19 protein-coding genes are annotated in these 16,211 nt (G+C 44.2%); 4 read left to right on the top strand and 15 right to left on the bottom strand.

Going from position 1 to position 16,211, the window contains the following annotated elements; genetic code table 11:
• Window positions 1–31 precede the first annotated feature (31 nt).
• The gene (gene yqeH, locus QY97_RS09545; protein ID WP_039238264.1) at window positions 32–1,138 is read right to left on the bottom strand and encodes a ribosome biogenesis GTPase YqeH; all 1,107 of its coding nucleotides are present in this window, start codon (window positions 1,136–1,138) and stop codon (window positions 32–34) included.
• Window positions 1,135–1,656: a YqeG family HAD IIIA-type phosphatase gene (locus QY97_RS09540; protein WP_039238262.1), complete on the bottom strand. Its 522-nt coding sequence runs from the start codon at window positions 1,654–1,656 to the stop codon at window positions 1,135–1,137. Before QY97_RS09540 ends, yqeH begins: the two co-directional genes overlap by 4 nt.
• Window positions 1,657–2,078: 422 nt before the next feature.
• Between QY97_RS09540 and sda the strand changes: the two genes are divergently transcribed.
• Window positions 2,079–2,213, top strand: a complete 135-nt coding sequence (gene sda, locus QY97_RS19915) for a sporulation histidine kinase inhibitor Sda (protein ID WP_082090027.1) — start codon at window positions 2,079–2,081, stop codon at window positions 2,211–2,213.
• 131 nt (window positions 2,214–2,344) lie between these two features.
• Here sda and QY97_RS09530 read toward each other — a convergent pair whose 3' ends face one another.
• A complete protein-coding gene (locus QY97_RS09530) occupies window positions 2,345–3,124 on the bottom strand; it encodes a phosphatidylserine decarboxylase (protein WP_039238258.1) in 780 nt (259 codons plus the stop codon).
• Window positions 3,125–3,245: 121 nt separating this feature from the next.
• Between QY97_RS09530 and pssA the strand changes: the two genes are divergently transcribed.
• Both pssA and sigK read left to right on the top strand, forming a co-directional pair.
• Complete coding sequence (gene pssA, locus QY97_RS09525; protein ID WP_039238256.1) at window positions 3,246–3,785, top strand: CDP-diacylglycerol--serine O-phosphatidyltransferase; 540 nt, start codon at window positions 3,246–3,248, stop codon at window positions 3,783–3,785.
• A gap of 218 nt (window positions 3,786–4,003) precedes the next feature.
• Window positions 4,004–4,714, top strand: coding sequence for an RNA polymerase sporulation sigma factor SigK (gene sigK, locus QY97_RS09520; RefSeq protein WP_039238254.1), 711 nt, complete (start codon window positions 4,004–4,006; stop codon window positions 4,712–4,714).
• A gap of 209 nt (window positions 4,715–4,923) precedes the next feature.
• On the opposite strand, the gene mtnN is transcribed toward sigK, so the two are convergent.
• Window positions 4,924–5,622: a 5'-methylthioadenosine/S-adenosylhomocysteine nucleosidase gene (gene mtnN / locus QY97_RS09515; RefSeq protein WP_039238252.1), complete on the bottom strand. Its 699-nt coding sequence runs from the start codon at window positions 5,620–5,622 to the stop codon at window positions 4,924–4,926.
• A 135-nt stretch (window positions 5,623–5,757) separates the two neighbouring features.
• On the opposite strand from mtnN, the gene QY97_RS09510 reads away from it, so the two are divergent.
• On the top strand, window positions 5,758–5,964 hold the full coding sequence (locus QY97_RS09510) for a YrzA family protein (RefSeq protein WP_039238250.1): 207 nt from the start codon (window positions 5,758–5,760) through the stop codon (window positions 5,962–5,964).
• 32 nt (window positions 5,965–5,996) lie between these two features.
• On the opposite strand, the gene QY97_RS09505 is transcribed toward QY97_RS09510, so the two are convergent.
• The 11 genes from QY97_RS09505 to alaS all read right to left on the bottom strand — a co-directional run bounded on the left by QY97_RS09505 (window position 5,997) and on the right by alaS (window position 16,110).
• Entirely contained in the window at window positions 5,997–6,671 is a 675-nt protein-coding gene (locus tag QY97_RS09505) for a YrrS family protein (RefSeq protein WP_039238248.1), read from the bottom strand.
• Window positions 6,672–6,793: 122 nt separating this feature from the next.
• Entirely contained in the window at window positions 6,794–7,264 is a 471-nt protein-coding gene (gene greA, locus QY97_RS09500) for a transcription elongation factor GreA (RefSeq protein ID WP_039238320.1), read from the bottom strand.
• A 177-nt stretch (window positions 7,265–7,441) separates the two neighbouring features.
• The gene (gene udk / locus QY97_RS09495; RefSeq protein WP_039238247.1) at window positions 7,442–8,080 is read right to left on the bottom strand and encodes a uridine kinase; all 639 of its coding nucleotides are present in this window, start codon (window positions 8,078–8,080) and stop codon (window positions 7,442–7,444) included.
• A gap of 2 nt (window positions 8,081–8,082) precedes the next feature.
• A complete protein-coding gene (locus tag QY97_RS09490) occupies window positions 8,083–9,351 on the bottom strand; it encodes a peptidase U32 family protein (RefSeq protein WP_039238318.1) in 1,269 nt (422 codons plus the stop codon).
• Between the two features lie 22 nt (window positions 9,352–9,373).
• The gene (locus tag QY97_RS09485; protein ID WP_039238246.1) at window positions 9,374–10,303 is read right to left on the bottom strand and encodes a peptidase U32 family protein; all 930 of its coding nucleotides are present in this window, start codon (window positions 10,301–10,303) and stop codon (window positions 9,374–9,376) included.
• A 2-nt stretch (window positions 10,304–10,305) separates the two neighbouring features.
• Complete coding sequence (locus QY97_RS09480) at window positions 10,306–10,950, bottom strand: O-methyltransferase (RefSeq protein WP_039238245.1); 645 nt, start codon at window positions 10,948–10,950, stop codon at window positions 10,306–10,308.
• 149 nt (window positions 10,951–11,099) lie between these two features.
• Complete coding sequence (gene mltG, locus QY97_RS09475; protein WP_039238243.1) at window positions 11,100–12,215, bottom strand: endolytic transglycosylase MltG; 1,116 nt, start codon at window positions 12,213–12,215, stop codon at window positions 11,100–11,102.
• Window positions 12,216–12,403: 188 nt separating this feature from the next.
• Entirely contained in the window at window positions 12,404–12,691 is a 288-nt protein-coding gene (locus tag QY97_RS09470) for a DUF1292 domain-containing protein (RefSeq protein ID WP_039238241.1), read from the bottom strand.
• A 13-nt stretch (window positions 12,692–12,704) separates the two neighbouring features.
• The gene (ruvX, locus tag QY97_RS09465) at window positions 12,705–13,121 is read right to left on the bottom strand and encodes a Holliday junction resolvase RuvX (RefSeq protein WP_039238239.1); all 417 of its coding nucleotides are present in this window, start codon (window positions 13,119–13,121) and stop codon (window positions 12,705–12,707) included.
• 5 nt (window positions 13,122–13,126) lie between these two features.
• Window positions 13,127–13,393, bottom strand: coding sequence for an IreB family regulatory phosphoprotein (locus QY97_RS09460; RefSeq protein WP_039238237.1), 267 nt, complete (start codon window positions 13,391–13,393; stop codon window positions 13,127–13,129).
• Window positions 13,394–13,476: 83 nt separating this feature from the next.
• Window positions 13,477–16,110: an alanine--tRNA ligase gene (gene alaS, locus QY97_RS09455; RefSeq protein ID WP_039238235.1), complete on the bottom strand. Its 2,634-nt coding sequence runs from the start codon at window positions 16,108–16,110 to the stop codon at window positions 13,477–13,479.
• Window positions 16,111–16,211: the final 101 nt, after the last annotated feature.

The raw sequence follows: 16,211 nt of genomic DNA, 5'->3' as shown, positions 1-16,211 counted from the left end.
CTTTTCCATAGCTTCTATCGCGTAATCAAGCCTAAATTAAGGATGGCCGCAAGAAGACGCTGACCCCCTTTGGCACATAAGCCGCTACTTTCGCTCCCGGCTCGTTCACCGTTACCCAGCCAAGCCCCGAAAAGACTACATCTGTCTTTCCTTCTTTAATCATAAACTCCTGCCGGACCAGCTCTGGAAATTCTTCTATATATTCTCTTCTTGGCGGCGTAAGCATTTCTCCTGCGTGATCTTTGTACAGTTCGTCAGCCTTTTCCAGCTTCGTGCGGTGAATAAGAAGCTCATTCGATACATAGCAGGTCAATGAGCGGCGACCTCCCGAAATGTAATCCAGGCGAGCCAGCCCACCGAAGAAAAGGGTCTGTTCTTCATTTAATTGGAAAATCTTAGGCTTGATCTCCTTTTTAGGTGTAATATACTTTAAATCTTTCTTATCCACAAAATGAGCCATTTGATGATGATTAATAATTCCCGGCGTATCGACAAGAGACTGCCCATCATCTAAAGGAATATTAATCATATCAAGCGTTGTACCTGGAAAGTGCGAAGTCGTAATCATATCCTTTTCCCCGGTAGCCTGCTTAATGATGCGATTAATAAATGTTGATTTGCCGACATTCGTACAGCCTACTACGTATACGTCCTTCCCGTCACGGTAATGGTCAATGGCCGACATCGCTTCATCCATAGAAGCACCTTTCGCTGCGCTCACGAGCAGAACATCAATTGGTCTAAGCCCCAGCTCTTTCGCTTCATGCTTCATCCAGTTAATCAACTTGTTTTTCTTCACTGATTTAGGCAGCAAGTCGACTTTATTGCCAATGAGCAGCACCGGATTTTGGCCGACAAACCGGTGAAGCCCCGGCAGCCAGCTGCCGTTGAAGTCAAAAATGTCTACGATTTTAACAATCAGGCTGTCTGTTTCACCGAGTGTATTCAATATTCTTAAGAAATCATCATCTGTTAAAGACACATCCTGCACTTCGTTATAATTTTTCAGCCGAAAACAGCGTTGACAAACGACTAGTTCCTTTTTAAGAGATGATGCCGGTGCATAACCTAATCCCTTTGGATCCTCTGTTTGTATATCAACACCGCATCCTGTACAAATGATTGCTTCGTTCTTCACTTATTTTCCTCCCAGCGTATCAAACCTTTTCGTTTGAAGAAATTCATGATTCGACGCTCAATCAAACGGTTAAACCGCGTCCAAACCCCATCTGTCTGGGCAACTGGCACCACCAGAATCGTATAAAAGCCGCCGCGGTTGCCGCCGAATATGTCTGTCAGAAGCTGGTCGCCGACGACCACTGTTTCCTCTTTTTTCACATTTAACACATTGACCGCTTCCCGAAACGCTCGTCCCATCGGCTTTCTTGCTTGGAAGATATAAGGAATATCAAGAGGGACAGCAAAATCTCTGACACGCTTTTCATTGTTATTTGAAATAATGATGACTTTAATGCCTGCTTTCTTTAATTCACCGAACCAACTCTTAAGCTCAGGAGTTGCATCGGGCCGGTCCCAAGCTACAAGCGTATTGTCAAGATCCGTAATGACCGCCTTAATTCCTTGTGCTTTTAATTCTTCCGGCTTAATCTGAAAGATGCTTTTTACATGCCTGCTTGGCAAAAACTTTTTTAACAACCGTTACACCTCGTTCTTTATACTATCGCTGCTTTTATCATAGCGGATTTTAGCTATGGTGACAAAATAAAACATAGCATACTTTCCTTCTTTGTATTTTCTTTTTTTGTAATAGAAGGAAGGAAATGTCGACAAATTAATTCTTTCGTAAAAATAAGTAGAAAATAGAAAAACTTTCCGACAACTTTCGCGACTTCCTCTATTGTGGATAAATTTATACACATAATCCCGTTAGAATACAAGCGCTTCCCCATACTTAACCACAGAATATTCACACTTTATCCACTTCCTTCTGTGGATAAAGGAACGCTTGTTCTTCTTCTATATATTTGCTAAAGTAATTTATAACTTATACTTAACTTATCATCTTATGCGCATTTGATCGTTATAGACTAACTTATTAATTTGGAGGTGCCGCTCTGATGAACCAAATGTCAGACGATTTGCTTCTAGAAGCCTACATGAAAGCGCGCGAGCTGGGACTGAATGCTGAATTTATTTCATTGATCGAAAAAGAATTGAAAAGACGCTCCCTTTATCCAAAAGCTTATATTTGATTGCTCTTTAAAAACATCCTTGTCTTTCCAGATAACCAAACAAGCAGGCCATGAACCGTCCAAGCACCGCTATCGCTGAAAAGAAGCAGGTGCTTTTTTTATCTCTTCGCTGCCTATAAAAGGCCGGCCTCTTACGTAAGCATCCCTATTTTCTGCCCAACCTTCACCTCTCCCGGAATAGTCAGCTGCTCATCGATCCGGAAAGCGCCACACTCAAACAATAAAACCACTGTAGAGCCAAAGTTAAAATAGGCCACCTCTTCTCCTTGCTTCCAGCGTGCTTTTGTATGAGTCCTAGTGACAGAGTTAACGAACATAGCTCCTACTTTCACGACCGCTACCTTTTTATTCTCCGCCTGAAGCTCAGTAATGTCTCTATAATTCTTGGAAAGCGGCGCTTTTCCATATTTTAAGCCGTAATCGTTCACCGGGTAAGAATGCTTGCCGAGCACCCAGCGTTCCATCACCATGCCGTCTACAGGGCTGTGAATGCGGTGATAATGGCCAGGGCTTAAATAAAAGACGAGAAAAGTTCCGCCTTCATAGCCTGCTGCCTTCTCTCTGCTCCCAAGCATCTCGCTAAGCGAGTATACTTTCCCTTTGATCAGCATCTGACAGTTTTCCTTAATTTCTCCCGCTTCAGCCAGCCGGGCATCTACCGGACTTATCACCCGGCCGGGCCCTCCCTCTACTATTCTCGCATCCGATGCAAGCACCCGAATAAAGAAATCATGCAGTGTTTTATATTTCTCAACGGGATGGGCCATCTCTTGCTCGTTAATCTGAAAGGCCTTCATAAACGGCCGGATCATCGGCTTGCTTAGTGGCGAAGCAGTATATTGAGAAAGCAATCGGGAGGACCATTTCTTATTGGTCAATTCAATGAAAAGCCGATACAGATATTGTCGCACTATGTAACCTCCAAATGACAAAAAATGCATGAAGTTTATGGTATAATAAACAATCAATAAAATATGATTATATAATAAACGATTAGCAGATTGCTTGCTAAATCAAGGAGCGTGTGAATTTTTGTTTTTATCACAAGTCATAGATTCAACTTTAAAGAAACTAAGAGTACAAACAGCAAACTTACTAACACTGGGCAACTTGGCTCTCGGTGGTTTTTCTATATTAATGACTCTAGAAGAACAGTACCACCTTGCACTTTTGCTCATTTTCATCGCTGCACTGGCTGACCGCCTGGACGGAATGGTTGCAAGAAAATTAAATATCGAATCTGAGCTCGGCAAGCAGCTGGACTCTATGTGTGATATTATCTCCTTTGGTGTTGCTCCGGCCATTCTCCTTCACCAAGATGTTTTATCGCAATTCGGCTCTCCGGGAGCATTTTTCACCGTATTTTATATTGGCTGCGGCGCTCTGCGGCTAGCCCGCTTTAACTTATCTGAAAACAACGGTTATTTCCAGGGGCTTCCCATTACGGTGGCAGGCTGCTTAATTACGCTCAGCTATTTACTCACCTCTTACTTGCCCGCCCCTTTCTTTATGGTCATGATGATGACGCTGTCCTTGCTAATGGTCAGCCCATTTAAATTAAAAAAGATGTAACTTTCTCTTCTCTGCAGTATTTCCTTTTTCCTTTTTCACACCCATACCGGCGATGGGTGTTTTTTTCGTGAGTAAGCACTGCTTTTCTTGACCTTGCCCGCCCTTTGCTTCTGCTCATATTGTCCTCTATTTAAAAATCTTAGGCCGGACAAGCAAATTGCCTGCTCTTTCCTCATACACTTAAACACAATGGCGGATCTAGGAAAAGGAGGGCTCCTATGCTCAGCATTATTGCGGCTTTATCGTACGCAGTAAAGGAATTGATTTTCTTCGTCTCCTACGTCAAGAACAACGCCTTTCCACAGCCGCTTTCTGCCAAAGAAGAAAAGATGTATTTAGAACGGATGGCAAAGGGCGATGAGGAGGCGCGGAACAAATTAATTGAGCACAACCTGCGTCTTGTCGCTCACATTGTCAAGAAGTTCGAGAACACAGGAGAAGACGCAGAGGATTTAATCTCCATTGGCACAATCGGCTTAATTAAAGCCATCGAAAACTATTCAGGAGAAAAAGGGACAAAGCTCGCTACCTATGCGGCGCGATGTATTGAAAATGAAATCCTGATGCACTTGCGCGCCCTTAAAAAGACAAAAAAGGATGTTTCCCTGCAGGACCCGATTGGTCACGATAAGGAAGGAAACGAAATTAATCTGCTGGATATTTTAAAATCCGATGATGAAGATGTTTTAGAGCATATTCTGTTGTCCTTGGAGCTAAAGAAAGTGCTGCGCTTCCTTCGTGTACTTGATGACCGTGAAAGAGAGGTTATTATTGCCCGCTTCGGCTTAAACCATCAGAAGGAAAAGACCCAGCGTGAAATAGCAAAAGAACTTGGCATCTCACGAAGCTATGTGTCGCGCATTGAGAAACGCGCGCTCATGAAAATGTTTCATGAGTTCTATAAAGAAGAGAAAGGAAGAGACACATAGGCGCAAAAAAACCGGCTCTCACGATTCAGCCGGTTTTCCCTTATTAATCGATTGTAACAGAAACTAAAATTCCCATCACTGTAGCAAGCAGCAGCGCCATAATCATCATGACCATCTCTCTCACTCCTTACACGCTCACATAAGCTGTTTACTAATAATGTACCACAAATGAAATGAATTGTAGCAGCGTTTTCAAAAATTCTTCAGATTTACTTCTCACCTATTTGACGAACGATGTTCATTACAAGCTGAGCCGAATGACGGGCAGCCTTAGGCAGGAATTGTTCAAAGGAAATGCTGGACTCTTTCCCAGCTATATCAGAAATCGAGCGAATGATCACAAAAGGGACTCCGAATTGATAAGCCACCTGAGCAATCGCAGCAGCTTCCATCTCTACTGCTTGCAGCCCATTGAATTTTTCGCCAATTGCCAATGTCCTCTCTGGGTCGTTCATAAAAGAATCACCCGTAGCAATCAAACCTTTTACCACTTGTACTCCTTCACTCGCTGCATAATTGGCTGCTATCCCTACAAGCTGATGGTCTGCTTCAAATGCAGCAGGCAGCTGCGGCACTTGCCCGTATTCATAGCCAAATGCAGTTACATCTACATCATGATGGCGAACTTCAGTAGAAATCACCACATCTCCGATATTTAAATTAGGATCTAGTCCGCCAGCAGAGCCTGTGTTAATAACTACGTCTGGCTTGTAATGGTGAAGAAGAACAGAGGTTGTCATTGCTGCGTTAACCTTTCCAATACCTGAACGCAGAAGCACCACCTCGGTACCATGCATGCTTCCTGTTGTAAATTCACTGTTTGCAATCGTCTCTGCTTGGCGGTTATCAATATGATCTCTCAGAATAGCTACTTCTTCTTCCATTGCTCCGATAATTGCTACTTTCATGCTTTATTCCTCCATATCCTTCTATGTATTGATTTTATTTTATCATCTTTCTATAAGAACTGCTTGTCATCGCTTCCCTCTATCTTGTATACATAAGAAGGGAGACATTTTTACTTTGGAAAGGAGACATCACTATTGGCGTTTCAGCTTGAAATGATTGAAGATAAGATTGAATTTTTTGAAGCGGGAGACCTTGCTTCCTTAGAAAAAAAGATCGCAGACAAAATTGAACAAAACCGTGCCATTTTGCTCGGCGTTCATTCTGTATCCCATCAGGTGCACACGGATGCAGACGGGCGCAAATACTTTTCCGCTGTAGTGCATTTTAAGGCGAAAAAATAAGGGAGTCTGCCAATTGGCGCTCCCTCTTATTATTATCGCTTATCGTTATGTTCAAGCTTATACATTTTAGTCGGCTTCCATCCTTCACCATCTACCCAAGTAATGAATACCCGGTATGCCTCATCAGGATTGCTTTTTGTTGAAACGGTACCAATTGCACTGTCCGGTCCATTCCCGCTAATATACCACACGGTCATATTCTCTTGAGGAATGCCAGTGGCGTATGAAAGAGCTTGCTCCTTCTCTTGCCAGTCTACAGAGCCCTGATCAAATGAAGAAGTGTGATTACCAGATTGAGACGTGCCTACAGGCGACCAGTTAGGATCAACAATTTCCTCTTCTACATTCGCTTTGTCACTTTCCTTCACAACGACTTCTTCCTGGTTATCCTCGTTTTCTTCTTCTTTTTCTTTATTTTCCTCTTCATCAGCTACCGCTGCTTCATCCTCAGATGAATCGCCAGACGGCTCTTCTTCTGCTGGAGCTTCTGAAGATTGTTCGTCATCTGCCTGCTCTGTCTGGCTGGCCGTTGATGAGTTGTTCTCCACCTGCTGCTCCGGCTGATTAGCCGACTCATCTTGTCCCCCTGAGAAAATGGTAAAGGCGACGACAATGATTAGAAGAACAACAACCGCAATTGCTGTGTTTAAAATGCGATTCGTTTTTCTTTGTTTTACTTTTCTTTCTGCACGCGTGTGCTGTGCCATAATTTTATTCCTCCCTCTGCAACATCCAATCACATTTTACCATGACTGTCCTTTCACATGAAGAGATTATACCAGAAAAAAGCGCTAAAAGACGGGGCTTTCAGCGCTTTGTCATCTAAATATTATTTTATCGAAATAATCTTCACTTGCATTTCTCCGCCAGGCGTTTGAACATTCACTTCTTCACCGACACCTTTGCCAATCAGGCTTTTCGCAATTGGTGAATCGTTTGAAATCTTGCCTTCAAACGGGTCTGCCTCTGCACTGCCGACAATTGTATAGGATTCTTCTTCCCCATCAGGAAGTTCTTTAAATACAACTGTTTTTCCTAGCGTAACCACGTTACTGTTATTCTCTTCAATGATTTTCGCATTGCGAATCATTGATTCGATCGTACCAATTCGTCCTTCTACGAAGGCTTGCTCTTCTTTTGCGGAATCATACTCAGAGTTCTCTGATAAGTCTCCGAAGCTGCGGGCAATTTTAATTCTTTCTACTACTTCTTTACGTCTAACCGTTTTTAAATACTCAAGCTCTTGCTCTAACTTCGCTTTGCCCTCTTCGGTCATTGGATATACTTTTTCTGTTGACAAGTTCCTTCCACTCCTTTTCATCTCAACGTTTCCCATCATATGATCAGGAAAACAAATAAACATGAGCACGCCATCCCCACTAGCGAAAGGCTGCCGCAGGGCGAAACCATGCAGCAGCTATTTCTCAGGCAGGTCAGACAGCCTTTTTCCATATAGTGTCTATTTCATAAAAAGATACTATAAAATAGCTTTTTGTTCAAGAACGGTTTGAATTTTCGTCACCATTAAATCAATCGCTACGTGATTTTGTCCACCTTCTGGAATGATGATATCTGCATAACGCTTCGTCGGCTCAATAAATTGGTTATGCATAGGCCGCACCACGTTCAAGTACTGATCAACTACCGATTCAAAGGTGCGCCCCCGCTCTTTAATATCACGGATCATCCGGCGAATGATCCTTAAATCTGCATCTGTATCTACAAACAATTTAATATCCATTAATTCTCTCAGACGTTCATCCTCTAATATAAGAATGCCTTCAAGAATAATAACGTCCTTAGGCTCCATATGAATCGTCTCGGCAGAGCGGGTATGACGCGTATAATCGTATACCGGCTTTTCGATCGGCTCATACTTCAGCAGCCTTTCCAAATGCTTAATCAACAAATCATTATCAAAAGCAAGCGGGTGATCGTAATTAGTCTTCAACCGCTCCTCAAACGGCAGGTGCTGCTGATCCTTGTAGTAATAGTCCTGTTCAATCACCATTACGGAATGGCCCTTGAAATGATCATGGATGGATCTCGTTACACTCGTCTTTCCAGAGCCGGAACCGCCGGCTACTCCTATTATGACTGGCTTCTGATTCGCCAAATTTAAGCCAGCTCCTTTCGCATCATATTATTCGGGTACACAGGCTGTTCTACCTTAAAGCGGACGACCTGCAATGGATGGCGGGCAGCGTCGAGCTCATTGCCCTTCTCGTCCCAAATCGTTTCTACCTTCTGAGTAAAACCTTCAATTTCTGGTCCAAAAAATTCTACTTCATCGCCAGGCCGAAAGAAATTACGCTGCTGCAAGGTCACCATTCCCGTTTCGTTGTCGTAATCCAATACAAGGCCCACAAAATCATGAGAGGCTTTCTTGCCATGCACACCAAATAACTGCTCATCCGCAGAGGGCATTCCTTCAAAGAAAGCTGGAGCAGCCGGCCGGTTCGCACATTTCTCCAATTCATCCAGCCATTCCTGTTTGAATTCGAAACTTTCAGGATCAGCGCAATAGCTGTCAATTACTTTGCGATATACACTTACCACTGTAGCAATATAGTGAATGGACTTCATGCGCCCTTCAATTTTCAAGCTGTCAATGCCCATCTCAATCATGCTAGGCAGAGACTCTACAAGCCGCAGGTCTTTCGGACTCATCGCAAAAGGGGCGTCCTCTTCTGAAAACAACGCCTGCTCTCCATTTTCCTCTAGTGAATACAGATCATAGTCCCAGCGGCAGGACTGGCAGCACCCTCCCCGGTTAGAATCACGGGCTGTCATATGATTGCTCAGCACACAGCGGCCAGAATAAGCAATACACATAGCTCCGTGAATGAATGTCTCAATTTCAATGTCGACCTTCTCTTTAATTTTGCGCATTTCTTCTCCGGTCGTTTCCCTTGCGAGAACAACACGGTGCAGCCCTTCCTCTTTCCAGTATTGGACGGCGCGCCAGTTTGACAGCGATTGCTGCGTGCTTAAGTGAACCTCTACGTTCGGTGCTACCTTTCGGCACGTCTCAATAATGAGCGGATCTGCTACGATAATTCCCGCTACTCCTGCTTCCTCCAAGCCGCGTAAATAATCCTCTAATCCGTCAATATTCTCGTTATGAGCATAAATATTCGTTGTTACATAAATTTTTGCTCCATACTGCTTGGCGAACTCCACACCCTCCTTCATTTCCTCGAATGTGAAATTTCCAGCATTTGAACGCAGGCCGTACTCCTGCCCGCCAATATAAACAGCATCTGCCCCATAATGAACAGCGATCTTTAGCTTTTCCAGCGTGCCGGCTGGCGCCAAAAGCTCGGGTTTCTTCGTAATGACCCGCTTGCCGTTAACTATTGTTGAAATCGCATCATTTACGGTCACAGTCACGATCGTTCCTCCTCATTTAATAAACAGTTTCTTTAAAGAAGAAGCCGGTATCCAATGGCCTGTGGGCCGGCTGGATGGCCTCGATTCTTTCAAGCCACTCTTCCTTGGTATCTTCATACTCCTCCGGATTCTCCGCACACAGGTTAATCGCCTGCCGGTAGAGTCTTGTCACTTCTACTAAATATTCAGGAGAATGAAGAATACCGTCAACCTTGAAGCTGTCCACGCCTGCTTCTACTAATTCCCCTAGCTCATCAATTATGCAAATATCGTTCGGACTCATAATATGAGTACCATTCTCGTCCTCGAAAATTGGATATTTATTGTTTCTCTCTGGGTCATGAAGAAGCATATTCTTTGCTTCTTTGCGGTTTTCTATTTCCATGACCTTGCCCTGATACTCAAAATAATGACCGAGCAGCGGCCGTTTCGACTGGAACATGCAGGTCATACCATGAACTTGTACTTCAATTGCTACTTCAGCCTGCTCCGTTATTTCAATAACCGCTTCCATGCTTAATTCCCGGGAAAGCACCGCTCGAACAGCTCCACGCTTTCCCCAATAGTTACAGGTGAAATAGTTTGTTGCCGTCGTCTCCGTGCTCCAGTGCAGCGGCATATTGGGCGCGACACTTCTTGCAGCCATCAGAACCGCCGGATCGCCAAATATAATGGCGTCTGCCCCTGCATCCTGCACAAAAGCAATATAGTCATCCAATTCTTCTGCTTTATCGTTATGAAAGATCGCATTAACAGCCACATATAGCTTTTTACCCTTCGAGTGAGCCAGTTCTACCGCTTTCTTCACATCTTCCCGATTAAATTCTCCCGCTAGGCGAAGTCCGTACCGCTGTTCACCTACGACAAACGCATCAGCACCGGCTTCTGACAGCGGCAATAGATCTTCTACGCGATGTGGGGTAACAAGCAATTCAGGTTTCTTCATTGTTATTCTTCACCTCTTTTTCGGCTAATAGCTAATCCGTCTCCTGCCGGGATAATGATCGTATCATATTCTTCATGGTTCATTAGCCATTCGTTATAAGATTGGATCTTTTTCACCAAGCGGTCTATCCGCTTAGATTCGACCGGAATTCCTGCCACGTGGCCTTTAAATAATACATTATCTGTGTAAATGACGCCACGTTCTGCTAAGCATAAAGAGTACATATCGAAAAACCTTTTGTATTGGCCCTTCGCCGCATCGATAAAGATGGCATCATATGGTCCTAGCTCCCTTGCCTGAGCTGACAGGTCAAGTGCATCACCAAACAGCACCTTTACCTGGCGGCCATGTTCAGAACGATCTAAATAGCTAATAGCCTGCTTATAACGTTCTTCATCTCTTTCTACAGAAACAATCTCAGTGCCAGGCAAGGCAGCCGCCATTCTTAGCGCAGAATAGCCAATAGCTGTGCCGATCTCCAGGATGCGCGCCGGGCGCTGAATCCGCAGCATTTGCAGCATTACCTCAATCCCGACGCTCTCCATGATGGGTACACCTTGCTCTCGGGCAAATTCTTCCATCTCAGCAAAGAGCCCGGTTCTCTTCGGTATTAACGACTCAATATAATGATGGATCTTCTCGTCCATAACCTTCTCCTCTTTCATAAGGCTTGATAAGAAAAAGAAGAAAGCTTTATCAGCTTTCTGCTTTATCAGTTGTTCCTATTTTTTCTCTTTAAAATACCCAAATTATTCTACCATAACAAAGAGGAAAATGCGATCTCTCCTCACTGTTATTACTGCTGACCCTCATAGTGGCTCGTAATGTATTTTTCCTTTAACCGGTTGTGTTCTTGTAATGTTTTAGAATAATAAACATCTCCCTCTGGAGAAGCAAGGAAGTAAAGGAAGTCGGTTTCTTCGGGGTTCAAAGCCGCTTCCATAGAAGAAACCCCGCTGTTTCCAATCGGCCCCGGTGTCAACCCTGTTACCTTGTACGTATTATATGGAGAATCCACCTCTAAGTCTTTATACAGCACACGACTCTTGTGCTCACCTAAAGCATAAAGGACAGTCGGGTCTGTCTGCAGCGGCATCCCTTTATCTAGACGGTTATAGAACACGCTCGATATCTTGCGCCGGTCTGCTTTCTCAGTTGCTTCTTCCTCAATAAGCGAAGACATCGTCAGCAACTTATGAGCCGTCATTTGTTTAGCTTCCATGGAAGAACGGTACTGAGCAAGCACACTGTCTGTTTTCTTAATCATTTCTTCCACAATTTCCTTAATCGGCTTTTCTTTGCTGTCATAATGATATGTAGCAGGATATAAATAGCCTTCAAGTGGATACTTAATATTTTCCGCGAATACTTCCTCTGTTAATAGGTTAGGATACTTCTGTATCATTTCCTGGATAAAAGCCTTATCATTCATAAGGGTTAAAACTTCTTCCTCTTTCACGCCTGTCTTTTTAGCAATCTCAGCGGCGATCTGTGTCAGCTGGTACCCTTCAGGTATAATAATCTCCAGTTCTCCTTGGCCTGTTACCTTACCGGTCTTTAAACTGCTGATAATCTCATCCAATGTCATGTTTGGCGTAAACGTATATTGACCAGCTTGGAGGCCCTCTTCATTCTTGTACTTCACATAATACTTGAACACCTCTGCACTCTTCACTACGCCTTCTTGATCTAATGTTTCAGCAATAACGGACAGGCTGGAGCCTAGTGGAATATCCACCTGTATTGGTGTATCATCATTTGGGTCAACCGGCTCGAGTGCCGATTGAACAAAGAAATATCCTCCTGCTGCTAATCCGCCAACGATTAGTAAAAACAACACAATCGCAGCGAAAATAGCTTTTTTGACTCGCCGCCTGTTATTTGTCGGACGGCTAGGTGATTGCTTCGACATATATCTGCCCCTTTCAACACATACCGGGTTTTTTCTGCTTCCCATTATACTACAATTCACCGAGAAAGGAACAATAGAAAAAAGAGGTTATCCCATAAGCCGATCTTCCTGACTTATGGATACCTCTTTTACCTTCTCTTGCCATTCAAGCGCACACGCCGTACAGCAGGCTGCTAGTCATTGTAGAATTACTCTTCGTCCTCTTCAGCTAGGAATGTATTGAGCATTTCTTCAATCATATCCCACTCTTCATCCGACTCAATCGGCTGCAATTCACCGTCTTCTCCATCTTCAGCAGGAGTAAAGGCAGAAGCATGAATTTCAATTTCCTCTTCTTCCCCATCTTCTGCGCCTACCGGATAGTAAAGTACATAGGATTTATTAAATTCCTCGGAATCAAAAGTCAGCAAGACCTCACACAGCTGCTCGCTGCCGTTCTCATCAATAATTGTAATTTGCTTTTCACCATGTTCCATTTTGGTCACCTCGTTATTTTTGACTGTCAAGAAACCCTTGCAGGATCATAACAGCAGCCATTTTATCGATTACTTTCTTGCGTTTTTTTCGGCTGACGTCCGCTTCAAGCAACACTCTTTCCGCAGCCATAGTTGTCAGCCTCTCGTCCCAAAGAACAACCGGCAGGGAAAACCGCTTCTCGAGCTTTTCAGCAAAAGCTTGAGAAGCTTCTCCGCGCGGCCCGATCGTGTTGTTCATATTCTTCGGCAAGCCGACAACGAATTTTCCCACTTCATATTGCCCGCAAAGGCTCTCAATGCGGTCAAGCCCAAAGTTGTTGTTCTCTTCATCAATACGGATGGTTTCTATTCCTTGGGCCGTCCAGCCAAGCTCATCGCTGATGGCTATTCCAATGGTTTTGGAACCGACATCAAGCCCCATCACTCTCATAATAATTATTCCTCTCGCTGCTGTTTTAAATATGTTTTCACAAGCTCCTCGATAATTTCATCACGTTCGAGCTTGCGAATCAAGTTGCGGGCATCATTATGCCGCGGAATGTATGCAGGGTCACCCGATAACAAATACCCGACAATTTGGTTAATCGGATTGTATCCTTTCTCCTGAAGAGATTCATATACCTTAAAAAGTACCTCTTCTACATTCTTATCAAACGGTTCTTCTGAAAAATTAAATTTCATGGTTTGATCAAAAGAGCCCATGGTAGCACCTCTCTTTAAGCTTGACAGTGGACACTCTCTCGCTTGTACAAGTTATTTCCATTGTACAATACTTTTCCATGGAATCAAATGGATTTCATCCACTCTTCCACATATTTAAGTGCTTCCTCTGTTTTAGACGGATCTTTTCCTCCGGCTTGTGCCATATCAGGGCGTCCGCCTCCGCCCCCACCGCAGCGTGCAGCTACTTCTTTCACCAGCTTGCCGGCATGGTAGCCTTTGTCAATTAAATCCTTTGTTACTGCAGCAATAATGTTCACTTTGTCTTGTGTTGGGGCAGCAAGTACAATCACTCCAGAGCCAATTTTTTGTTTCAGCTCATCCGCCATCGAACGCAAATTGTTCATATCGGCTGCTTGAACGCGGGCAGCAAGGAATTTAACGCCATTTGCTTCCTGTACACGATCAAGCAAGCTTCCTGCTTCTATGTTAGACAACTTTTGTGAAAGTGATTCATTTTCTCGCTGTACTTCTTTTAATTCTGCTTGAAGGCTTTCCACTTTCGTAACGATATCCTTTGGATTTGCCTTCAATTTGTCAGCTGCTTCCTTCAAAAGGGCTACCTGGCTATTTAGTACACGGTAAGCCTCTTCCCCTGTCACCGCTTCAATGCGGCGTGTCCCTGCACCAATTCCGCTTTCAGAAACGATTTTAAAGAGGCCGATCACTGATGTATTTGGTACATGGCAGCCGCCGCATAACTCAAGGCTGTAATCACCCACCGAAACAACGCGGACGACATCTCCGTACTTTTCACCGAATAAAGCCATCGCACCCATTTGTTTTGCTTCATCGAGCGACTTATGGGCAATATCTACCTGCAAGCTGTTCCAAATCTTCTCATTGACAATTTCTTCAATCTTCTCTAGCTCTTCTGCCGTAACTTGACCGAAATGGGAGAAGTCGAAACGAAGACGGTCAGGCTCTACAAGGGATCCCGCCTGGTTAACATGATTACCGAGCACATCCTTCAACGCTTGATGCAGCAGGTGGGTAGCGGTATGGTTCTTAATGATTTGGTTTCGTGAGTCCGCATCGACGCGGGCTGTAACCTTCTGGCCCTTGCGCAGTGTACCGCTCTCGACGATCACATGCTGGACATTTTGGCCATTTGGCGCCTTCTGCACGTCTTGAACAGCTGCTTTTACCTCATCCGATTCAATTGTTCCCTTGTCTGCAATTTGACCGCCGCTTTCCGCATAGAATGGTGTCCGTTTCAAAATGAGCTGTACAGATTCACCAGCCTGCGCCTGCTCGACAATTTGGCCATTGGCAATAATGACTTCTACAGTTGTTTCTGTCATTAATTCTTCATAGCCGGCAAATTCACTTGCCACCTTAACATCACCAAGGACACCACCTTGCACCTGCATCGATCCTACATCTTGGCGAGCAGCGCGTGCACGCTCCCGCTGATTCTCCATTTCTCTTTCAAAACCGTCGTAATCCAGCTTCATGCCTTCCTCTTCTGCATATTCCTCTGTCAATTCTACAGGGAACCCGTACGTGTCATACAGACGGAATACATCGGAACCATCAATCGTATCTGATCCATTATTTTTGGCTGATTGGATGACTGCCGACAAGATAGACAGTCCTTCATGGAGTGTTTCATGGAAGCGCTCTTCCTCGTTCTTTACGACTCGTTGAATAAATTCTTGTTTTTCTTGCACTTCCGGATAGAAGTCATGCATAATTTCCGCAACTGTTGGAACTAATTCAAACATAAATGGACGGTTAATGTTAATCTGCTTTGCATAGCGAACAGCACGGCGCAGCAAACGGCGCAGCACATACCCCCGGCCTTCGTTTGAAGGAAGAGCTCCATCGCCAACTGCGAAAGTAACCGTGCGAATGTGGTCAGCAATCACCTTAAATGCCACGTCTTTTTCTTTGCTCTCTCCGTACTTTACAGCAGAGATCGCTTCAGTTGCTTCAATAATTGGCATAAATAAATCTGTATCGAAGTTAGTTGGCACTTCTTGCATAACAGAAGCCATGCGCTCAAGTCCCATGCCCGTATCAATATTCTTCTTCGGAAGCGGTGTGTAAGTGTCATCTGGATTATGATTAAATTGGGAGAAAACGAGGTTCCAGATTTCTAAATAACGGTCATTCTCTCCTCCTGGATAAAGCTCAGGATCGTTTGCATCATTTCCATAGTCCTCACCACGATCATAGAAGATTTCCGAGTTCGGTCCGCTCGGTCCTTCACCAATGTCCCAGAAGTTGCCTTCCAATCGAATAATCCGCTCTTCCGGTATGCCTACCTCTTGATTCCAAATATTGAACGCCTCATCGTCCTCTGGATGAATCGTAACGGATAACTTCTCTGGATCCATACCCATCCATTTCTCATCCGTTAAAAACTCCCAGGCCCAATGAATAGCTTCCTTTTTAAAATATTCGCCAATCGAGAAGTTTCCAAGCATTTCAAAGAATGTATGGTGACGCGCTGTCTTCCCGACGTTCTCGATATCGTTCGTACGAATTGCTTTCTGGGCATTCGTAATACGGGGATTTTCAGGAATCACGCGGCCATCAAAGTATTTTTTCAATGTAGCTACTCCACTATTAATCCAAAGCAAGCTTGGATCATCGTGGGGAACAAGCGAAGCGCTCGGTTCTACCCGGTGATTCTTTCCCTGAAAGAAGTCTAAAAATTTCTGGCGGATTTGTGCACCCGTTAGTGGTTTCATTCTTCATTCCTCCTATGCAAATAATCATGCAGCTACCTCGTTAAAAACAACAAAAAAAGCCCCAATCCCCCAAACAGGGACGAGGCTTCTCGCGGTACCAC

Origin of the sequence: Bacillus thermotolerans (assembly GCF_000812025.2) — a bacterium.
Lineage (GTDB): Bacteria > Bacillota > Bacilli > Bacillales > Domibacillaceae > Quasibacillus > Quasibacillus thermotolerans.
The sequence above is the reverse complement of the archived record's forward strand: the minus strand, read 5'-3'. Positions and strand labels throughout refer to the sequence as shown.